15 protein-coding genes and 1 pseudogene are annotated in these 21,376 nt (G+C 41.9%); 7 read left to right on the forward strand and 9 right to left on the reverse strand.

The genetic code is table 11. The features are described from left to right. Together V7K41_RS07030 and V7K41_RS07035 are read right to left on the reverse strand one after the other, a co-directional pair. On the reverse strand, window positions 1-1,232 hold a 1,232-nt coding region (locus V7K41_RS07030), incomplete at its 3' end, for an HlyD family secretion protein (protein WP_334846745.1). 125 nt (window positions 1,233-1,357) lie between these two features. After that, on the reverse strand, window positions 1,358-3,583 hold the full coding sequence (locus V7K41_RS07035; RefSeq protein ID WP_334846746.1) for a peptidase domain-containing ABC transporter: 2,226 nt from the start codon (window positions 3,581-3,583) through the stop codon (window positions 1,358-1,360). Between the two features lie 1,097 nt (window positions 3,584-4,680). Here V7K41_RS07035 and V7K41_RS07040 point away from each other — a divergent pair. The 7 genes from V7K41_RS07040 (at window position 4,681) to V7K41_RS07070 (ending at window position 13,488) form a co-directional block, all read left to right on the forward strand. Further along, the gene (locus V7K41_RS07040) at window positions 4,681-5,868 is read left to right on the forward strand and encodes a sigma-70 family RNA polymerase sigma factor (protein ID WP_334846748.1); all 1,188 of its coding nucleotides are present in this window, start codon (window positions 4,681-4,683) and stop codon (window positions 5,866-5,868) included. 73 nt (window positions 5,869-5,941) lie between these two features. After that, window positions 5,942-7,090, forward strand: coding sequence for a DUF1822 family protein (locus V7K41_RS07045; RefSeq protein ID WP_334846749.1), 1,149 nt, complete (start codon window positions 5,942-5,944; stop codon window positions 7,088-7,090). A 495-nt stretch (window positions 7,091-7,585) separates the two neighbouring features. Further along, window positions 7,586-9,964, forward strand: a complete 2,379-nt coding sequence (locus V7K41_RS07050) for a CHASE2 domain-containing protein (protein WP_334846751.1) — start codon at window positions 7,586-7,588, stop codon at window positions 9,962-9,964. A 60-nt stretch (window positions 9,965-10,024) separates the two neighbouring features. Beyond that, window positions 10,025-10,834, forward strand: coding sequence for a DUF928 domain-containing protein (locus tag V7K41_RS07055; RefSeq protein WP_334846753.1), 810 nt, complete (start codon window positions 10,025-10,027; stop codon window positions 10,832-10,834). A 510-nt stretch (window positions 10,835-11,344) separates the two neighbouring features. After that, window positions 11,345-11,488 (forward strand): hypothetical protein, encoded by a 144-nt coding sequence (locus V7K41_RS07060; RefSeq protein ID WP_334846755.1) that lies wholly within the window; start codon window positions 11,345-11,347, stop codon window positions 11,486-11,488. 324 nt (window positions 11,489-11,812) lie between these two features. After that, window positions 11,813-12,517, forward strand: coding sequence for a Uma2 family endonuclease (locus V7K41_RS07065; protein WP_334846757.1), 705 nt, complete (start codon window positions 11,813-11,815; stop codon window positions 12,515-12,517). Window positions 12,518-12,879: 362 nt separating this feature from the next. Next, a complete protein-coding gene (locus V7K41_RS07070; protein WP_334846758.1) occupies window positions 12,880-13,488 on the forward strand; it encodes a Uma2 family endonuclease in 609 nt (202 codons plus the stop codon). A 297-nt stretch (window positions 13,489-13,785) separates the two neighbouring features. Here V7K41_RS07070 and urtD read toward each other — a convergent pair whose 3' ends face one another. From urtD to V7K41_RS32825, 7 genes and pseudogenes are all read right to left on the reverse strand, one after another. Continuing rightward, complete coding sequence (gene urtD, locus V7K41_RS07075; RefSeq protein ID WP_334846760.1) at window positions 13,786-14,532, reverse strand: urea ABC transporter ATP-binding protein UrtD; 747 nt, start codon at window positions 14,530-14,532, stop codon at window positions 13,786-13,788. After that, window positions 14,507-15,628: an urea ABC transporter permease subunit UrtC gene (urtC, locus tag V7K41_RS07080; protein WP_334846762.1), complete on the reverse strand. Its 1,122-nt coding sequence runs from the start codon at window positions 15,626-15,628 to the stop codon at window positions 14,507-14,509. Before urtC ends, urtD begins: the two co-directional genes overlap by 26 nt. A 27-nt stretch (window positions 15,629-15,655) precedes the next feature. Then, window positions 15,656-16,816 carry an ABC transporter permease subunit gene (locus V7K41_RS07085; protein ID WP_334846763.1) on the reverse strand — a complete coding sequence of 387 codons (1,161 nt, stop codon included), beginning with the start codon at window positions 16,814-16,816 and terminating at the stop codon, window positions 15,656-15,658. Between the two features lie 261 nt (window positions 16,817-17,077). Next, window positions 17,078-18,394 (reverse strand): urea ABC transporter substrate-binding protein, encoded by a 1,317-nt coding sequence (gene urtA, locus V7K41_RS07090; RefSeq protein WP_334846765.1) that lies wholly within the window; start codon window positions 18,392-18,394, stop codon window positions 17,078-17,080. Window positions 18,395-19,230: 836 nt separating this feature from the next. Further along, window positions 19,231-19,656, reverse strand: coding sequence for an ester cyclase (locus tag V7K41_RS07095; protein ID WP_334846767.1), 426 nt, complete (start codon window positions 19,654-19,656; stop codon window positions 19,231-19,233). A gap of 195 nt (window positions 19,657-19,851) precedes the next feature. Then, entirely contained in the window at window positions 19,852-20,991 is a 1,140-nt protein-coding gene (locus V7K41_RS07100) for an NAD(P)/FAD-dependent oxidoreductase (protein ID WP_334846769.1), read from the reverse strand. Between the two features lie 161 nt (window positions 20,992-21,152). Next, window positions 21,153-21,281: pseudogene (locus tag V7K41_RS32825) on the reverse strand (isopenicillin N synthase family oxygenase); the annotation flags it as partial. Window positions 21,282-21,376 lie beyond the last annotated feature (95 nt).

Raw genomic sequence — 21,376 nt, forward strand, 5'->3', positions numbered from 1 at the left:
AGAGTACCATAATCTGGGTAAGGACAAGCGCTGACCCGCATTTGGACTTTTTGACCAATTTTTAACTTACTTTGCTCATTAGATGCCACCGCAGCTTTCAAAATTTGAGGCGCATCAGTGGGGACAATTTGCAATACTTCCTCGCCAGCACGCACACTTTGACCTGGGTTTCGCAGATTGAGTTGAGAAATTATACCATCGGCAGTAGCTGCGATCGCAGTTTGAGCTAAATCTATTTCGGCTTGTTTGAGTTCGCTAGTATCGCGTTCTAACTGCTTTTCAGTTTCAATCCGTTGGTTAACTAAGGCTTGGCGTTCCTTTTCTATTGTTGCTTTGTTGCTTTCCCCTCCAGCTTTTTCTTGAGCGATTCGCTCAGTAGCAACAGTTACTTCTGTGTTAGTTGGATTTACGGCAACTTGGGCACGTTGTCTTCTCGCAATGGCAGCAGATACTGCTTGTTGTAACCGTTCAATTGTCTGTTTTTGCGCCTCCACTGCTGCTGCTTGCGCTTTTACCGCTTGCTCTTGCTGTTTGGCAGCTAATTGTGCTTCTTCAAATTGATCCTGGGATAGCGCCCCTTGGTTAGCTACACTCTGATATCGCTTCTGTTTTGACTGGGCTACACCTAATGCAGCTTCAGCAGCATGGAGATTTGCTTGTGTTGTTTTTAACTGTGCTTCCCCAGCCAGCAATTCTTTCTCGGCTATTTTGACGTTGGCATCAGCTTCTTGGAGTTCGGAAACAGTGGTAAGATTTTTATCTTGATATTCGCGACGGCGACCGCTCAATTCGGCTTGGGCGCCAGTAATAATCCGGTTAAGGCGGTCAGTTTCGGCTTGAATTTGGCTATTGAGGGAACTAATCTGGGCATTAATTTGCACTAGTTGTAACTTAGATTGTTGAATACTAGTTTGCAATTGACTTTTTTTGGTTTGCAGACGGGAGTCATCGATAGTTGCGATCGCATCTCCTTTTTTGATAAGCTGATTTTCTTTGACATAAATGTGCATAACCTGACCTTCAGTCGCCGCTTGCACAATTCGCAATTCACCCGCCGGACGCACAACCGCCTGTGCTTGGACTGTAACCTTATACTTACAAATTGCCGCAAGTGGCACAGCTAATCCGAGAACGCAGAGAATAAACATTCCGCCCCATGTTGTCCAACGAGTAATTGGTGGGATAAATTCGTTTGTTTGAATTGGGGGGAGAAAATTTGTGTTGCTAACCATAATCTTATCTAAATAAACCGCAGAGGCACAGAGAAGCCAGTGCGTTGGGCGGGTTCCCCGACTTGAAGCAACTGGCGCAACGCAGAGGAAGAAAAACAGAGATTTTTACAGTTAATTTTGGATTGCTATCTGATATTAATGGTGGCAGTCTTGCCGTTATGATGAGCCGGGGAAGATATCAGCGCCAACCCATTATCAGAGGGAAAAATATCATCTAAGAAATCTAAATGTTCGCCAGGTAAAGAACGCAATTCTTCTGGTGTACCTTGGATTTTTAAGCGTCCTTGTTCTAAAAACACAATTAAATCTGCCCGCCCTATAACCTTGGGACGGTGACTAATTAAAATAGTCGTTTGATTGTGACGATAGGATAAAAGTCTATCTAGTACTTGTCTTTCGCTTACTGGGTCGAGTGCGCCTGTGGATTCATCTAAAATTAAGATCGGTGGCTGAGTAACTATGGCTCTGGCTATGGCTAATCTTTGGCGTTGTCCACCAGAAAGATTTGCCCCAAATTCTCCTAAAACAGTTTGATATTTATCAGGGAGTTTGCTAATAAATTCATCTGCACCTGCAATTTGACAAGCTTTAACAATTTCTTCAAAACTAAGATGGGGATAGCTAAACTGGAAGTTATCAATAATCGAACGACTCCAAAAGTGGGGTTCTTGGGGAACTAATACCACTTGTTGTCGCAAACATTCTAAGGATAGGTCTTGTTGATTATAAAAATCATAACGAATATTGCCAGACTCGACTTTATATAAGCCAGTCAGCAATTTTGCCAGGGTACTTTTACCACAGCCAGATTTGCCAATTAAAGCAATAACTTTACCGCCAGGAATAGTTAAGGAAAAATCTTGTAGGAGATCAACTCTACCTGCGTGATGAAAGTTAAGTTCAGTGCAAGTTATATCTGCATTTCCAGGAATTTCTGCCCAAGGCTTTTTAAAATCATTTTCGGATTCTGGGGTAGCGTCAATCACTTCTGTCATGCGTTGAAGGACTATCTGGGCTGTGATAAACTCATCTATTAAGCCGATGGCAGCACTTAAGAAGCCGAGAAAGTTGCCACTCATGCCGTTATATGCCATTAATTGACCGATTGTTAAGGTGCGATTAATGACTAAATAGCTACCCATCCAAAGGATGCCAATACTAATGAAGGTGGAAAGAATGCCAGTAACTGTACTGCTATACAGTCCCAGTTTCATCATACTCCAGCCCAAGTTGGCGAGGCGACCATAATTCCCTTGGTATTCTGACCAAGCTTGGGGAGTGGCTTGGGTAGTTTTTAATACTTGGATGCCGCGAAATGTTTCTACCAAAAAGCCTTGGTTTTCTGTACCAGAAACAATCAGATTCCGGGTTTTATGGCGCATCGCGGGTAAGAAAAGCAGGTTAACACCCGTAACAACCATAAATGCAACTATGGAAGCTAGAGTTAGTTCCCAACTGTAAAAGAGCATAAAACCCAAGGAAATTACAGCAATAAAGAATTGACTGGGTAATCCGAGGACAATTTGGGAAACTAAGTTATTAATGGCTTTGACATCGGCAATGCGGCTGACAACTTCCCCACTGCGTCGTCCTTCAAAGTAGGATAGAGGTAAATGTAAGAGTTTGCGTCCGTATTCTAGAATTAGTCCTAATTGCAATCTTTGACCGAAGTGACCGATGAGGTGAGATTGGACTAAACTAATAACGCTTCTAATTAAGTTCATGGCGATAACGCCAATGGCGACGGTGGTTAGTAATTGGGTATCACCTCGTACTAAGACATCATCGGTGAGGAGTTGCATCATGAAGGGAGATGCCAAAGAAAGCAGTCCAATGGCGATGTTAATGGCGATCGCTTGAGCGAGAATAGAACGATAAGGCCAAACCCGGTGCAGATATCTTCCCAGACCACCAATTTTATCTGATTCTTGTTGATAAAAACGACTGTCGTCTGGAGTCAGCAGTAACATGACGCCATTATTCCAACCTGCCATTAACTCTTGACGGGTAAGATGACGAATACCAATACCAGGGTCGGCGATGACGTATTTTTTCCCTTTTTGTCCGTATAATACGACCCAGTGGTAGCCTTTCCAGTGGATAATTGCTGGTAAAGGAGCTTGATCTAATTGGTCGATTAATTGGGGACTGGCTTTTACTTGGCGGGCGTTGAATCCTAGTACTTCTGCTCCTCGCTTCAATCCTAGCAAGGATGTTCCTCTGGAACCTGTACCTACGGCTTCTCGGATGCGGTTGAGGGTAAATGTGCGTCCGTAGTGTTTGGCAATGGTTGCAAGACTTGCAGCGCCACAGTCTTCTTCACTGTGTTGGAGGACTATTTGGTATTTCATTGTCAAGACGAATGGTAATGGAAAAAGAGAAGTCCTACGGTGTACACACAAGTCTGAAATAGCTGATTAACCAGGGTTTTACCCCACCCTAACCTCCCCTTAGAAAGGGGAGGGAACAAGATTTCTTATTTCCCTGTACTACTATATTAAGTCAACGCAGATACCTCAATTGAGGAACCTTAGAAAGGGGAGGGAACAAGATTTCTTATTTTCCCCCTTTATAAGGGGGGTAATTCGACTTGTGTGTACACCTTAGCCTTTATAAGGGGGGTGAGACGACTTGTGTGTACACCGTAGTTCTCCTTTGGGAGAGGCTAACGCCAAGGGAGAAGACCGCAGTGGCTCCCCGATAAATTGGGATTTGAAGCTTTTCCCCTCTTTTCCCCCCTTTTTAAGGGGGGCTAGGGGGGATCAGTGAGTGTTTACAGCAGTTTTCATGTATTTGAACCACATCTGTCGTAAGGGCACAGCATTGCTCATACGTGTCAACTTCAGCCGAAAACTATATCAGACAGGCGTTTTGCAAATCCCTCACACCCTCATCCCCTAACCCCTTCTCCCAAAGGAGAAGGGGAATTGAATGTCTAGCTCCCCTCTCTCTTGGGAGAGGGGCTGGGGGTGAGGGCAAAATGTTTTCACCAAGCGGGTTTAGCGTTAAGTTGACACCAATGAGCATTGCTGTGCCCCTACCGCGTGGTCTATTTACCTGAAAATAGCTGTAAAGTCACAGACAAATACTTTTCAAAAGTAGTAGAAATGATCTTTGACATGGTTTTTCTCTCTTTGTTAATTAGGTTATGCAGAGATAATTAGGTAAGTTTTAAAAGTTGCATATTTACGGCTATAACCATCAAAGTTTTGTTTTTGACGAAATCATCGAACGCTCCAACTATTCCCCAAATAAAGCATCTTTTTAGTGATACTTACTAAATGAATCTTTCTGCATATCACTCTCTACGATGACTTTTAGTTTTTATGCACTTGGCTCAGAAAATTTTTGAAAAATCTGTAAAGTCCTTACGCTGTAAGGAATTAGCTTTTGGCTCTATGGCTGTATAATTGAAATCAGCTATGGTTCAAACAACGGCAAGTATTCCATGCAACCCCGACAGGGCATTGTTGAAATCTTTTCTACCTTTGTGCAATTTGATGTAGACCAATTTAGTGGTTGGGCAACAGATGCCAAACTGCGACGCAGTATGAAAGTTTGCTTGGAGGGAACATCAACTGAGAAATCAGATACCTTTTGGGCACTTTACTGGTATAGAGTTTGGCAGACTCAATCTAGTCCTGTGGCACAGGCACATATTTCTGCTTATTTACAAGAGGTGTGCTATTGGACTGCCAGAAAATTTGTCCTCAACTTTCTTACGCAGTCATCTGTAGCAGATTGTTTTCAGATAGCGATCGCTCATATTAACAAAATACTCAAAACTTTTAACCCTCAATACAGTTCGCATTTAAAAGCCTACGCACAATTAACTTTTGAATCGATTATCAAAGATGCACTACGCTTACACCGAGAAGCAGACATTTGCTCAGACTGGGCACTATTGCATAAACTCAGCCGCAAACGACTAGTGCAGTCATTACAAAATGCCGGATTTAACGCCGAAAGCATCGAGAGTTATGTTTTAGCCTGCGAATGCTTTAAGGAACTCTATACAGGTGATAATAGAAAAATTCGTCAGCTGACCAAACCAGATGCTCGGACTTGGGAGGCTATTAGTAATCTTTATAATGCAGAACGTTTCAGCCGATTGAGTTCATCCACTGCCGCAGTCAATCAGCAAACCATAGAAACCTGGGTATTATCTGCTGCTAAAGCTGCCCGTACTTTCCTCTATCCTAAGTTTGTTTCCGCAGACGCTCCCCTCAAAGAAGATGAGGGTAATTTATTAGATATACTGCCTGTAGATTTGCAAACATCTTTACTAACGGAAATTATTGAGCAGGAAGAAACTGCGAATATGCGATCGCAGCAAGCTCAGTTAAACCAAGTTTTGTCCCAAGCGATCGCTGCACTCAATGCTGAGTCTAAAAAAGTACTACAAGCTTACTACGTTCAACAACTGACTCAACAAGAAATTGCTGCACAGTTAGAAATTAAGCAATATACTGTTTCCCGTCGCCTTCGCAGCATTAAAAAATCATTGCTCCTGACTCTCACGCAATGGAGTCAAAACACCTTGCATATTTCCCCTAAATCCGACGTAGTAGATGCCATAAACACAAGTTTAGAGGAATGGCTGAAAGTCCAATATAGCCATACCCAGATTCAATGAGCAGACAAGAAATAATTTTGTCTCTCCCCTCTGCCTAATATGGTCTTTATATGGAGCGATTCTAAAATTATTTATGTTGAACCCACCTCACCCATTCACCATTGACTCACAGCATTTATACTTGGAAATTACCCAATCTCCAGAGGCGCAACAACCATACTCAACAGCTGGTGCTTGTCAACGTGGGTGGATAAATCAAAAATGCTTGCAAGCATTTTTGCCTTGGTTCAAAGAGGAAATTGCTGCCACCGCCAGGGTTTATCCTAACAGTGCGGTATTGCCGAGTTTTTGGGAAGTAGTCAATGGCACAGCTATTACTTTCGATCGCGATCGCCTTGTCTTAATTCCCACCCTGGCGATAGATGATGATGAGTTGCGCGTACCCCAAGAATGGGTAGATATACCAGAATGGGTTGCTGACTATTACATAGCAGTACAAGTTAATCCCGATGATGGCTGGATAAAGATTTTTGGCTACACAACCCATCAAATTCTGAAAACAAAAGGGGTTTATGATGCTGGCGATCGCACTTACAGCTTGGAAAGCGAAGATTTAATTTCAGATATTAATGTGCTGTGGGTTACACGCCAACTCGATCGGTCAGAAGCCTTACGTGCCGAGATTGCACCTTTAGATTCTATTGCCAAAATCCAGGCAGAAAACCTCTTAGAAAGATTGGGCGATCGCGATGTGAAATTCCCGCGTTTGGCAGTTCCATTTTCACTCTGGGGTGCGCTCTTGGCACATAGCGGTTGGCGAAAAAAGTTGTATGAACTGCGTCAGGGTTTACTCATACAGTCGTCAATTCCGCAATGGTTACAGACAGGAGTAGCCAATTTAGCTCAACAGTGGGGATGGGAAAAAAGAGAATTCGTTGTGGTAGGTGTGGGAATGCGGAGTGCAGAACCAGTTCTCGGCTTGTCTCGGCAAATAAAAGTTGCAGAGCAAACATACGAGTTACGCATTTTCCCAAAAAGCGCTTCTGAGGACTATGTTTGGCGTTTTGAATTGCGAAGTACAACTCTTAATAGTCAAATTCCGGCGGGGTTTAAGCTCCGACTATTAACGGAAGACTTACAAGCTTTTGAAAATAATCAAGATACAGCAACAACTCCTGTAGATATGTTGTATTTGGAAGTAATTTTGGAACTAGGAGAAGGATTAGTTTGGGAAATAGAACCCACACCTGAAGACTATGACCGAGAGATTTTGCGGTTTTAAGTGTTATAGCAGGAGGCAGAAGGCAGGAGGCAGAAGGCAGGAGGTAAAACATTACTATTCCTAACATCCACGCAAGTCATTATGTCCTAACCTTTAATTCGCTTGCTATACCTTCAAAAATCTTCACGTTTAGCCTCTATTATTTACTCTTAAACTGAATTTAACTACACACAGTAGGCAATTCATTTAGCAACCAAGATATATACAGCAGGGTGTAAGGGCACGGTAGTGCCCATAGGTGTTAATTTAACGTGAAACCCGCTTGGTGACAACGTTTTGCCCTCACCCCCAGCCCCTCTCCCATCCGTGAGAGGGGAGCTAGACATTCAATTCCCCTTCTCCCAAGGGAGAAGGGGTTAGGGGATGAGGGCGTGAGGGATTTGCAAAACGCCTGTCCGATATAGTTTTCGGCTTAAATTGGCACCAATGGGTAGTGCCGTGCCCCAACGGGTGTAGCTCAGATAGATACAACTCAACATCTAGGGAGAACTAGCTGTGGACAAGTTAATCATCTTAAAGTTAGGGGAGGGAAACTTTGAACAAGGGTTTACCGTGACTCTACAAATTGGCGATGAAAATGTCCGCCCGACTGTGGAAATCACAGGTAAGCTTCCCCCCAACCCGGAAATTCTCCGCGATTATCACCGTTGGCAATCTATTTATCGTAATTTAAGGCTGCCATCTCGTCCCATTGGTTTACCTAAAGAACTCAACCAAGTCCCCAGCCTAGAATACTGCCAGCAAGTGAGTGAGGAATTTAAAGTAAGTTTTAATACTTGGCTTGCTTCCGATTCCTTTCGTTCCATCCGCGAGACATTGTTAGAAAAACTCATGCTTGCGGATAATATCCGTGTGCTTTTACAAACCAAAGACCTGCGATTACAGAAATTCCCCTGGCATCTTTGGGATTTGATAGAACGCTATCCCCAGGCGGAAATAGCCCTGAGCGCTCCTGCCTACGAACAAGTCAACCTTAACCGCATAGCAACTACATCCGACAAAGTAAAAATCTTAGCGATTTTGGGTAATAGTCAAGGTATTGATACCAAAGCAGACCAGGCGCTACTTAATTTGTTACCCAATACAGATATCACTTTTTTAGTTGAACCACAATGCCTTGACCTTACTGACCAGCTATGGGAGCAGAATTGGCAGATTCTATTTTTCGCCGGACATAGTTCCACTCAAGAAACGAATCAAACAGGAAAAATCTACATCAATCAAACTGAAAGTCTAACAATTAGCCAGTTAAAGTATGCCTTGAAAAAGGCAGTAGAACAAGGTCTACAACTAGCGATTTTCAATTCCTGTGATGGCTTGGGATTGGCATGGGAGTTTGCAGATTTACATATTCCTCAAATTATCGTCATGCGAGAGCCTGTACCCGATCGCGTGGCGCAGCAGTTTTTAAAGTATTTTTTGTCAGCCTTCGCGCGCGGAGGTTCGTTGTATTTAGCCGTAAGAGAAGCACGAGAAAGGTTACAGGGACTAGAAAACCAATTTCCCTGCGCTACATGGTTGCCTGTCATCTTTCAAAATCCGGCTGAGATGCCGTTGAATTGGGGAGAATTGTTTAGAAATACACCCAATCTTCCTGCATCTTTGTCTAAAACCACTTCTGTTAGAAGAACCACAAATCGGGTTGGCTTCTCATTAATCTTACTGACGAGCATGGTAGTAACTGGAATATTAATCGGGATACGGTATTTGGGCGTGCTGCAACCATTAGAGTTAAGTGCGTTTGACCAACTGGTACGCTTGCGTCCTCCTGAAAAACCAGACTCACGCCTATTGATTGTGACTGTGACTGAAGAAGATGTGCAGGCGCAAAAATCGGAAAAACCTCAAGGTTCGTTGTCAGACAAATCACTTGCCCAACTGTTAGAAAAATTAGAGGCATATCAACCACAAGTTATTGGTTTAGATATATACCGAGATTATCCAGTGAGTAAGGATTATCCCGCATTGGCAGAAAGGATGCGAAAAAGCGATCGCTTTGTGGGGGTATGTCAACTCAGCGATTCTCAAACAGGAAAACCAGGTGTGAAACCACCCCCAGAACTTTCTTCACAGAATCTCGGTTTTAGCGATATTGCCATCGATTCAGATAATGTCGTGCGTCGCCATCTGTTAGCGTTAACTCCTTCGCCCTCATCTCCTTGTACTGCGCCCTATGCCCTGAGTGTTCAACTTGCGTTGCGTTACCTGTATACGAAAGGAATTCAGTTGCAATTTAACTCTGATGACACGTGGCAATTAGGGAAGGTGAAATTTAAACCAATTGAAGCTCATACCGGAGGTTATCAAGGAGTTGATGCTTTTGGACACCAAATTTTATTAAATTATCGTTCTTCTGGTGAACCAGAAGCGATACCTTCGGCAGGCTTCGCCAACGCACCAAGTATGACCTTACAACAAGTGCTAACGGGTAAGCTAAATGCCAATGCAGTCAAAGACAAAATAGTAATTATTGGCACAACAGCAGAAACTTTTCGTGATTACTCGTTAACTCCCTACACCACTCCTCAAGGCAAATTACAGGCAATACCAGGAGTATTTTTACAAGCCCAGATGGTCAGTCAACTGCTCAGTGCTGCTTTGGACGGAAAACCTCTGTTGTGGACTTGGCCGCTTTGGGGTGAGGTAATTTGGGTTTGGGGTTGGTCTTTTTTAGGCGGTTTGTTTACTGCTTATCTGCACCGATTCATTTACTTAAGCTTGGCAGGAGGAATAGCCATTATTAGTTTATACGTTAGCTGTTTTATATTTTTAATTGTATATAGTTGTTGGGTTCCCCTCATTCCTGCTATGTTGGCTTTAGTAGTTAATAGTTTAATAGCTACAACTTACTTAAACATGAAATTTAAAAATTAATAATAACGCAAATTTGAAACATGAAAATCGCCGTTTATCAGGCAGAAGTCAGGAGTTTTTATGAAAAGCTATTGGCAAATACAATTAATCACGGCATTCGGAATAACTTTGTTGGGAATTATCGGCTATTCTCCAATGATTTCGATGACACCAGCCGCGGCCATTCCTAAGAAATTTACGCCTCCTCCGCCTCCTCCAGACAGGGGGGCAGCAGGCGATCGCGGAGGAGCTGCAAGTCGTGGTTGTGGTATTAGTAATCAGTCTGTTATTGCACTTGTACCTATATACGAAGAGAGACTCAAACAAGGACAAACAGAAGTTTCTGTTACTAAAGTTTGGGGCTTAACGGCTGAAGAATCTCCAACTTTTTGGTTTTTTGTCCCCTATAAAAAATCTACAATCGATTCCATCGAGTTTGTTCTCAAAGATGAGTCAAGTAAACCAAGTCAAACTCTTTACCGAACAATAGTAACAATACCAGAAGTACCAGGAATTATTAGCATTCCCTTAAGCGCAAATACTCCCCCATTGCAAGTAGACAAGATGTATCACTGGTTTTTCAAGATAAAAGTCATTTGCAATCCACAACAACCCGTAGAACAGGAGTATGTAGAAGGATGGGTGCAACGGGCCAATCTAAATCCTAAATTAGTAGATAGCTTGAAGCAAGCAACTCCTCAGCAACGGGTAAATCTTTATGCCCAGAATGGTATTTGGTACGATGCTTTGACTACTTTGGCTGAATTACGTCTTAGCAAACCTGAAGATCCAACTCTAGCGGTGGAGTGGATGAATTTGCTTAAATCCGTAGATTTAGAGAGTTTAACTAAACAACCTCTGATAAAATGTTGCCAAGCCAATGCAAAGTAGGGGCGCAAGACCTTCATACGTGTCAACTTACAGCAGTTTTCATGTATTTGAAGCACATCTGTCGTAAGGGCACAGCATTGCTCATACGTGTCAACTTCAGCCGAAAACTATATCAGACAGGCGTTTTGTAAATCCCTCACGCCCTCATCCCCTAACCCCTTCTCCCTTGGGAGAAGGGGAATTGAATGTCTAGCTCCCCTCTCTCTTGGGAGAGGGGCTGGGGGTGAGGGCAAAATGTTTTCACCAAGCGGGTTTAGCGTTAAGTTGACACCAATGAAGGTTTTGCGCCCCTACAGTGTGGTCTATTTAGGGACTTCCAATTAAAAAATAATCAATCGCTGTGTAGGCAGACACGCGCTATGAGTTGGTGGATGGAGAACTAGTCGAGATGCCACCAGAAAGTCAGGAAAATAGCAATCTGGCAAGATTTCTATTCGTTGAACTACTAAAACCCAGGTAGAAAATCATCACTCCTGGGAGAACCAACAGCAAATTATTGAAATGAAGACTATGGCTAAAATACTAAACTCTCCTCAATTACAGTTACGACTAACGAGTATTAAGGATGAAATAGAACTTAAACAACAGAACAGCAACATCAAGCTAAGTTGTCTATTTCTCGGCAGCCATCACCACAACCGCGCCAAGGTTTGAGAAGGTGAATTATGTGCAACCTGAGTTACCCTTAAATCAATGGGGACAAATGAGCTGTGAAACTAATCAAACATAGGCGGTTAAACTATATCGAAAAGCATTGCTTTCATCAAAATGGTTAAAAGGATGTCTGAAAAGTATTAAATATTTCGCTTGATCCCCCCTAGCCCCCCTTTTTAAGGGGGGAACCGGAATCGAAGTCCCCCAATTTATCGGGGGATTTAGGGGGATCTACAAGTCTCGAATACAACACTAAAAAGTTTTCAGACATCCTCTAACGTTTACTGATGACTGTTAACTGATAACTGTCAACCACCAAATATTATGTATAATTACAATCCCTTAGACTGCCTACCTTCATCGGCGGAATTACCAGATTCTGATGATACCCCTGTGGATAACGAATTACAAATATTAATTCCTAATTTATTATTAGCCATCTTAGCCTCGATTTGGCAAACCCGTGATGACTGGTTTTTCGGTATCAACATGGGGATTTACTATACACCATTACAACCTGCTATAGTCCCCGATGGGTTTTTGAGTTTAGGTGTTGAACGTTTTGTTGGAGAAAACGGACGTTCTAGTTACGTTTTCTGGGAAGAAGAAGGGATTGCGCCCATTTTAGCTTTAGAAGTGGTTTCTCAAACCTACAATGGCGAATACGAACAAAAGAAAATAGATTATGTTCAATTAGGCATCCTATACTATGTCATTTATGCACCAACGCGGCTACGTCGTAAGCGTCAACGTTTAGAAGTTTATCGCTTAGTTGAAGGTAAGTATATTTTACAACTCGGCGATCAAATTTGGATGCCAGAAATTGGTTTAGGGATTGGACGAGAACAGGGTACTTATCAAGGAAGAACACGAGAATGGCTGTTTTGGTATAACCAAGATGGTAACAGATACCAAACTCCAGAAGAGGTAAACGCACAACAGCAACAACAGCTAGAACAAACTCAGCAGCAGCTTCAAGAACTTTTAGCCAGATTACAACAACAAGGAATTGACCCAAATTTACTATGAACCCCCCCTGCCTCAAACTTTCGCACAGCCAGAGTTAGTTCATTATCTGAGTTTTATACCTGCACAAGTCAGATAAAACCTATTACCTTCTAAGTTTTGTTGACTATGATTGAGTGTTAGTGTGCTTTACAGCTATTTTCAGGTAAATAGACCACGCGGTAGGGGCACAACAATGCTGTGCCCTTACGACAGATGTGGTTCAAATACATGAAAACTGCTTTAATTTAGTAAGACTCATTTATAGAATAATTGCGACAGATGAAGGAGCAATTATAGCTTTTCTCCAAAAATATTTTGAAGCGGTTTTGCTCATTATAATAAATATTCAGTGGTAGTCTGTGTAGGGTAAGAAGGCAAAGCAAATGACCCAAACGGCGAAAAGCCAAAAACTGCTGACCTTTGAGGAGTATCTTACCTATGACGATGGTACAGACACGCGCTATGAGTTGGTGGATGGAGAACTAGTTGAGATGCCACCAGAAAGTCAGGAAAATAGCAATCTGGCAAGATTTCTATTTGTTGAACTACTAAAACATTTCCCCTTTTATTTAGTTGCTCACAAGGATACAGAAATTGAGGTGGCGGGGCGACGGGCGAGATGTCGTTTACCTGACTTAATGGTTCACACAGAAGAATCTTATACTGCTCTTATCGATGCTACTCGCGCCACTCTCACCCGTGATATGCCGCCGCCTGCGCTGGTGATTGAAATTGTTTCTCCAGGAACAGCGAACCACGTTCGTGATTATCGCTACAAGCGAACGGAGTATGCTGCTAGGGAAATATTAAAGTATTGGATTGTTGACCTACAGATGCAACAAATTACAATTTGCCAGTGGGTGGAAGGACAGTATGAGGATAAGGTATTTACAGGTGCGACTTGCATGGAATCATTAGTAATTGCTGATTGGGCGCTAACAGTAGAGCAGGTGTTTAACAGCGCAAACAGACCAGAATCAGCAGGTGCATAGAAAATGCAATTGAGTTTTTCATTCTCCGTAAGAATTCAGGAGTCAGAATTCAGGAGTCAGAATAGTTAAAGAATCAGATGAAGATTTGATAAATGAATATCCCAATCATACTGAAATTCATATACAGCAGTTTTCATTTGCATGAGGTACAGAGTAAATGGTTTTGAGGCAGGAGGCAGGAGGCAGGGGGCAGGAGGGAAAAGAAGAATTTCTATATTTAATTCTCCAGTTGTGTACCTCATTTATTTGCAAACTGCTGTAAATTCTTACTTGTGACTCCTGGGTGCTGAATTCTTTTCATTCCTCCGGTTTTCCCAGATATACTTCAATCACACGAGAGTCATTTTGCACATCTTCAAAATTTCCTTCGCACAACACCGAACCTTCATGTAATACTGTTACTTTCTTAGCAATTTGACGCACAAATTCCATATCATGTTCAATTACTAAAATTGAATGACTCTGCGCTAGAGCTAAAAGTAGTTCGCCGATGTTGTATGTTTCTTCATCTGTTAAACCAGCAACGGGTTCATCAACAAGTAATAAATCTGGAGACTGTGCTACTAACATTCCAATCTCTAAACGTTGCTTTTCTCCGTGAGAAAGTAAAGCTGCTCTGATATCGGCTTTAGGAGTTAAACCGATGGTTTCTAATAATCCTTTAATATTATTCTTTTCAACAGCATTAGAACGTTCCAGCAAAGTAGAAAAGACATTTTTCTTCTTGTTACTGGTAATTTCTAGATTTTCACGGGGCGTTAAGTTTAAGTAAATTCGGGGTGTTTGAAACTTGCGCCCAATTCCCAATCGCGCAATTTTATATTCAGGTAAAGAACGTAGGTTTTTACCTTTGAATAAAACTCGCCCAATGGTTGGCTGAACTTTCCCTGTAATCACATCCAGAAACGTTGTCTTTCCCGCACCATTAGGGCCAATTACCACCCGTAATTCACCCACATCCATGCTAAAGTTAAGCTGGTTTAAAGCCTTAAAACCGTCAAAACTAACAGTTACGTTTTCAGTTTCCAATATTTTCGCGTTCATGTTGCACTTCGGGGTCTTCTTCCAAGATGGGATATGTAGCAATTTCTTGACGACGGTTGAAAAGAGAAATATTCTGACTGCGCAACCATCCCACTATGCCGTCAGGAAGGACTGTGACAACTATCAAAAATAGTGCGCCTTGGAAAAATAGCCAGATTTCGGCAAATTGTTCGCTTAAAAAAGTGCGGGCATAATTTACTAACAAAGTTCCGACAATCGCCCCAATTAAAGTAGCACGTCCCCCCACAGCTACCCAAATCACCATTTCAATCGAAAAGGCAATATCCATTGCTCTGGGTGATACAGAACCACTTTGAATGGTGTAAAATGCTCCTGCTATACCTGCGATCGCACCGGAAACTGCAAACACCACCACCTTAAAATCTGTAGGGTCATAGCCAGAAAATCTTACCCGACTTTCATCATCACGAATCGCTATCAACAACCTCCCAAAACGTCCAGTTGTCAACCAGCGACAAATTCCGTAGGTGATTGCGAGAAACACTACCGTCAGCGTGTAGAAAACAAACTGCGTTTTGGCATCGCTGACCGTTGCTCCAAACAAGGTTGTAAAATCTATCAGTCCATTCGTACCGTTGAAAAGTTTTTGCTGACCGTTAAAGAAGTTGAAAAATACAATAGTTCCAGCTTGAGTCAAGATAGAAAAATAAACTCCCTTGAGACGATTTCGGAAAACCAAATATCCCAACAATCCCGCCAATAACCCTGGAATTAGTACCACCAAAGCTATTGTCAAAGGAAAAGAATAAAAAGGTTGCCAAAATGCAGGAAGTTCCGTAACCCCATAAAGCCCCATGAAATCAGGCAATTCTCCAGTAGGGACTTGCAGTTTCAGGTACATTGCGATCGCATATCCACCCAAACCAAAGAAAATACCATGTCCCAAACTTAGTAAACCAGTATAACCCCAAATCAAATCAATACCTAAAGCTGCGATCGCCAGCGATAAAAATCGCCCCAACAAATTCAGGCGAAACTCCGTAAGCAGCAGTGGCATAATGATCATCAGGAAGACTGCGATCGTAACCACCACCCCTACCTCAATTAAAATTAACCTTCCTCCCCTCTTCCTCATTCTCTGCGCCCTCCGCGCCTCTGCGGTTTAAACATCAACAGTACGTCCCTTCTGCGGAAAAATCCCTCCAGGTTTCCACTGTAAAAACACAATAATCAGCGCAAACACCATCACCTTAGCCATACTTGTCGTGGCAAAAAAAGTAAACAAATCAGCCAAAGGCTTCACAGGAGTCAACAACAAAGCCAAAGTACCAGAACCAATTAAAAAATTAGCCGTACCAATACCCAACGCCGCCACAATCGTCCCGGCTAAATTTCCCACACCTCCAACGACAACCACCATAAAAGTATCAATAATATAGTTTTGTCCTGTATTTGGCCCTACAGAACCAAGCAAACTAATCGCACATCCCGCCACACCAGCCAAACCAGAACCCAATGCAAAAGTAATTGCATCCACCTTTTGAGTTGGGATACCCAAACAAGCACTCATACTTCGGTTTTGCGTCACCGCCCGAATTCTTAAACCCCAGCTAGAACGTTGTAAAAATAAGTAAATTCCCGCCACACAGATTATTGTTAAAGCAATAATAAATAATCTGGCAAAGGGTAATTGCACACCACCTAAAGACATCCCTGCTTGTAACCAAGTTGGTGCTGTAACATCTACATTTTGAGCGCCAAACCAAGGTTGAGTTACTGCTAACTGATAAGTTTGACTCAATAAATGGCCCGTTGTGATTGTCACCCCCAGCGATAATAAAAATATCACTGCCACAATCCAGTTACGAACCCTTCCCAAGTCAGTGCGGGAATTTAAAATCCATAAACCTCCGAAAAACAGCAGAGAAAATAAGCCTATACCAATTATCAATACCCAATTTACACTGCGAACAAACTGCTGAAAAATTAAACTTACTCCCCAAGTTGCCAATAAAGTTTCTAATGGGCGTCCATAAAGATAACGAATCACGCCTTTTTCTAGAACTAATCCCACAACAGCCGTGAATATAAATGCAATAATCAAAGCCAAAAATATATAGACTTCAAACCACAGCCCACCCAATTGTTTGCAAACATTTTGCACAACATAAGTTGTATAAGCGCCAAACATCATCAATTCACCATGCGCCATATTGATGACGCCCATCAATCCAAATATAATCGCCAGCCCCAACGCAGCAATTAATAATACAGCGCCAATACTAATACCATTAAATACAGCTTCTAAGAATCCTGCTAACACTTATTTCTCCACAACAGCTATCAGCTTTTTTAGTCATCAGTCCTTTGTCCTTTGTCCTTTGTCCTTTGTCCTTTGTCCTTTGTCCTTTGTCCTTTGTCCTTTGTCCTTTGTCCTTTGTCCTTTGTCCTTTGTTCTTTGTCCTTTGTCCTTTGTCCTTTGTCCTTTGTCCTTTGTCCTTTGTCCTTTGTTGCTTGTAACTATTAACCGATGACTAATGACTAATGACTAATGACTAATGACTAATGACTAATGACTAATGAATTAAACTTTCTTGTACTTACCACCCTTGGCAGGGTCACTCCAATCACAAGCAAATCCCTTAGTTTCTTTCACAAATTGATTCCAAGGAACTGGCTCAACTGGTGCAGGAGTAGCATAGACAATATCAAACAAACCATCTAGCCTTACTTGACCAATTCGCACAATTTTAGATATGTGATGATTAGCATCCATTGTCACTTTACCTTCAGGTGCATCTATGGTTTGACCATAAGCCGCAGCACTTACCTTAGCGATATCTGTAGTACCAGCTTTTTGTACTGCTTGCTTCCACAAATAAACTGCAATGTATGCTGCTTCCATTGGGTCATTTGTTACCCGGTTTTCACCGTATTCTTTCTTAAAAGCTGCGACAAACTTTTTATTAGCAGGTGTGTCTACTGTTTGGAAGTAATTCCAAGCAGCGTAGTGACCTTTGAGATACTCTACACCAATTGCTTTGACTTCTTCTTCGGCAATACTGACAGACATGGAAGGATATCTTTCTGCCGTCAATCCAGCACCTTTCAATTGTTTGAAGAAAGCAACGTTGCTATCACCATTCAGAGTATTGTAAATTACACCTCCATTAGGCAAAGCTTGCTTAATTTTAGTGATAATTGGTGTAACTTCTGTGTTGCCAAGAGGTAAATAATCTTCACCAACTGTTTTTCCGCCTAAAGCTTCTAGTTGAGCTTTAATAATGGTATTAGCAGTCCGAGGAAAAACGTAATCAGAGCCAACTAAGAAGAATTCTTTGCCCTTATTTTTTAACAGCCAATCAACAGATGGTTCAATTTGTTGATTTGGCGCAGCGCCAGTATAAAAAATATTTTTAGAACACTCTTGACCTTCGTATTGTACAGGATACCAGAGCATGTGGTTTTTGCTCTCGAATACTGGCTTGACATTCTTGCGGCTAGCAGAAGTCCAACAACCAAAAACTACAGCTACTTTATCTTGATCGATTAGCTTGGTTGCTTTTTCTCTAAAAGTATCCCAGTTAGAAGCGCCATCTTCGGTAATTGCTTCAATTTGTTTACCTAAAACACCACCAGCTGCGTTAATTTCTTTGATTGCTAACTTTTCAGCATCAACAACGCTTTTTTCACTAATAGACATCGTACCACTCAGAGAGTGCAAAATACCTACTTTTATAGTGTCACTAGCAGTAGCCGCCGCTGGTGAAGCAGCAGGAGGCGCAACTGGACTCTGTGTAGCAGTTGGAGAATTGTTTGCGCAAGCTTTCAAAAAAAAGCTGCTTCCAAAAGTTAAAGAACCGTAAATTATAAACTTGCGTCGGTTAAATTGTCTTCTCATCTTTTTATGAATTTTCCTGTTGATGATTCAGCCAACTTCTAGAAAGCTGACAATATCAATCTTTAAAGTGTGATATTAGTGCGATAGTTTACTAGTAAAAAGTGACACCTTATACAAAAAAGATTGTTTTTTATTACAAAAACAATCTTTTTAATATTAAGCTTTATTAACTTTATAAAGATTCTCATATCTATGCAATACGTTATGGAAGAACAAAACCTTTCTCTTCCACGAACATCTTTGATTCTAGACAGTTAAAAATGGCTATCTTTGTGCAAAATTATTGTCGATGCTGAATAGATAGCTGGTTAATACAACAATAGTTTTAGGGATTTCCAGGAAATAAATTATCCAAATAAACGAACCACAGAGGCACAGAGAACACAGAGAGAAGAGAAATAAAGAAGATTTTTGTGTCAGTTTTGGAATATTTTTTTATTTGGAAGTCCCTTAATCTTAGAGGATGTTTGAAAAGTCATAGCTGATGTATAAAATATTTTTACCCCACCCTAACCCTCCCCGTATGTATTGGGGAGGAAACTAGATTTTCTGGTTTCCCCCCTTTACAAGGCAGGGCTGTTTCATTCCCCAAAGAGCTTTAAAAATCAAGGGTTCTAGCAATTAAAAATTGGTTATTTTGTTACCAGCGTGCCGAGAAAATGAACTATTTTACTGATATCTCAGTGATTAAATGTTCATTTCATCGCCTCCATTATTTACAATTTTCTCGCTAACCATCTTGACAAATCCTGTTTGAAATGGAATGAAACAGCCCTGGGATTAAGGGGGGTGATCAAAATCAGAGTTAACCACTTTTCAAACAACCTCTTACACTGCTATTGCTCAGATATTCCTGGTTCAATCCGTCCCCCAAGCTGAAGAACCCGTCCAAGATCGTCAGCGTTTCGCCAGGTTTCAATTATCTTTCCGTCGGCAATATAATGAATGAAGGTAGCAGTGAACGTCTGCTGACGACCGCGACCAGGTATGCCAAGAAAACTCTCCTGGATGCAGGTATTGGTTGCGCGCACAACAACTTTGTCACCTTCAGCGATTACGTCTTCAATTGTCCATTTCTGCTGGATAGGCCCAAATGAACCAAAGAGTTTGCGTACCCCTTCAGGGCCAAGGGGAAGCCCTGGTAAACCACCGTGCATTTTCCAAGTCGGGGCGGTTATCTCGCAAATATCTTCGATTTTATGCTCGCTAATAAGTTCAATCCACCGTTGAGCAATTATTTTGTTGTCCTCAATGGAAGACATTGCTGCTGTTCCTTTACTGAAAATTAGGCGAACTCTAATTATTTATTTAGACAGACAAGATGCACTATTGTCAATTAACCAAGTATGAGATTGAATTAAAATCAATGCAGATCGTATCCCCTTTTTATAACTCCAAAGTTTGACTGCGCCTAATGTGTCAGCATCAGTAATATGTGTATTTTTCGCTGCGGGCTTTTAGATTAGCATTTGTGTAATAATTTCATCTTCCTGACCAGTTGCAAAATTAGCAAAGCGCTTTGCCAAAGGTGGTATCAGTACTAGGGGATTGCTAAATCCAGAGAAAACATGAACGCCTTCAAATCCGGGGATAGCACCAATTAAGGGGAGTTGATTGCTACTAAATGCGACTAAGCAGTGATACCAAGTCCCTGGTAAATTCTCCAATGCTGGTAAAATTTGACCAACATTTTTTCGCAACCATTTTTCGCTTACGTCTGAGTTTACCTTGGCTTGAGGATCTGCGATCGCACGGCTAATTTGACCGATGCGGATACTACCATTTTGAAACTGAATTGCACCCGCATCTAAAATTGGTGGTACTAACTCATTACCAAGTTCATCCCATAATTCATCAACTTGAGTAGATTCAGCTTCTAGTTGAAACCGTTGTTGATTCGCTGGCATAACCAAGGTGCGTAACCTGACATCAACGGGTGAGGTTTCAATAATTTCTGCGTGGGTAAAATACAGCTTGATAGAAACACCAGCAGATTTGAGAAGCTGGCGGCTAAGTCCACCCGCACAGATGACAACGTTAGCGCTGTGGAAAGTTGCACTGGTGGTTTGTACACCATCTTGCAATACTTGCAATACTTGGGTAATCTGCATTTCACCCCCAGCCCGCTCAAAAGCTTGGATATAAGCTTGTGCTGTTTTTTCTGGGTGAATATGACCGTGTTTAACAGTTAAAGCACCAGATATCACCTCTCGATTTAGCAGTGGTTCCAACTCACAAGCTTCTTGAATATTGAGTAAACGGGGTGGAATGGCAAACTGATTATATGATGCAGCAGTTGCTTCTGGGTCGCTATGGGCAGAAATAGTCAGTAATAAATCTAATTCCCGAAATTGGATATCAGCGTCTAACTCTTGAGATAGGATATGGTAACGTGCGATCGCTTCTTCGCACAATCGCCGAGTTAGTGATGTAGTACCCGACCAATAGGCCAGCCCACCATAACTATAGCGAGTTGCATTCTGTGGTCTGCTGTATTGCTCCAACAAAAGTACAGAAAAGCCAGTTTTAGCCAGTTCATAAGCGAGTGCAGCACCCGTAATTCCACCGCCAACCACAATCCAGTCGTAGGTTTTCATATTAATAGGACTTACGCAAAATATCTCTCAAACTCTGATTTCTCCGTGCCGCGCCAGTTGCTACAAGTCGGGGAACCCGCCCAACGCACTGGCTTCTCTGTGCCTCTGCGGTTCGTTATTCCGTAACTTGTGCGTAAGTCCTAATTAAATATCTTTCTTAATTACGAATTACCATAAGTTGCTTGTAAACGTTGTAAAAGATATTCACCCGCCAGGATAGGGGGATAGATAGGCGATTGTTCTTTCTGGCAACTCTCCAAACAAGTAATTTCTGTATCATCATTAGGATGACCAGGGTTAGCGCGTCTCAAACCCTATTGACAAATGGATTCTATGAGAGAGTTGAGTTAGGGAGAGCCGCCGCCAAAACAGAAACCATATACTG

Origin of the sequence: Nostoc sp. (genome assembly GCF_036917415.1) — a bacterium.
Lineage (GTDB): Bacteria > Cyanobacteriota > Cyanobacteriia > Cyanobacteriales > Nostocaceae > Nostoc.

Excerpts from the sequence above, each read along its gene's own strand:
- V7K41_RS07095 (WP_334846767.1), bottom strand. The coding sequence starts at position 19,656 with ATGTCTTCCATTGAGGACAACAAAATAATTGCTCAACGGTGGATTGAA.
- V7K41_RS07100 (WP_334846769.1), bottom strand. The coding sequence starts at position 20,991 with ATGAAAACCTACGACTGGATTGTGGTTGGCGGTGGAATTACGGGTGCT.
- urtA (WP_334846765.1), bottom strand. The coding sequence starts at position 18,394 with ATGAGAAGACAATTTAACCGACGCAAGTTTATAATTTACGGTTCTTTA.
- V7K41_RS07045 (WP_334846749.1), top strand. The coding sequence starts at position 5,942 with ATGTTGAACCCACCTCACCCATTCACCATTGACTCACAGCATTTATAC.
- urtD (WP_334846760.1), bottom strand. The coding sequence starts at position 14,532 with ATGAACGCGAAAATATTGGAAACTGAAAACGTAACTGTTAGTTTTGAC.
- V7K41_RS07040 (WP_334846748.1), top strand. The coding sequence starts at position 4,681 with ATGCAACCCCGACAGGGCATTGTTGAAATCTTTTCTACCTTTGTGCAA.
- V7K41_RS07065 (WP_334846757.1), top strand. The coding sequence starts at position 11,813 with ATGTATAATTACAATCCCTTAGACTGCCTACCTTCATCGGCGGAATTA.
- V7K41_RS07060 (WP_334846755.1), top strand. The coding sequence starts at position 11,345 with ATGGCTAAAATACTAAACTCTCCTCAATTACAGTTACGACTAACGAGT.
- V7K41_RS07070 (WP_334846758.1), top strand. The coding sequence starts at position 12,880 with ATGACCCAAACGGCGAAAAGCCAAAAACTGCTGACCTTTGAGGAGTAT.
- V7K41_RS07055 (WP_334846753.1), top strand. The coding sequence starts at position 10,025 with ATGAAAAGCTATTGGCAAATACAATTAATCACGGCATTCGGAATAACT.
- V7K41_RS07035 (WP_334846746.1), bottom strand. The coding sequence starts at position 3,583 with ATGAAATACCAAATAGTCCTCCAACACAGTGAAGAAGACTGTGGCGCT.
- urtC (WP_334846762.1), bottom strand. The coding sequence starts at position 15,628 with ATGAGGAAGAGGGGAGGAAGGTTAATTTTAATTGAGGTAGGGGTGGTG.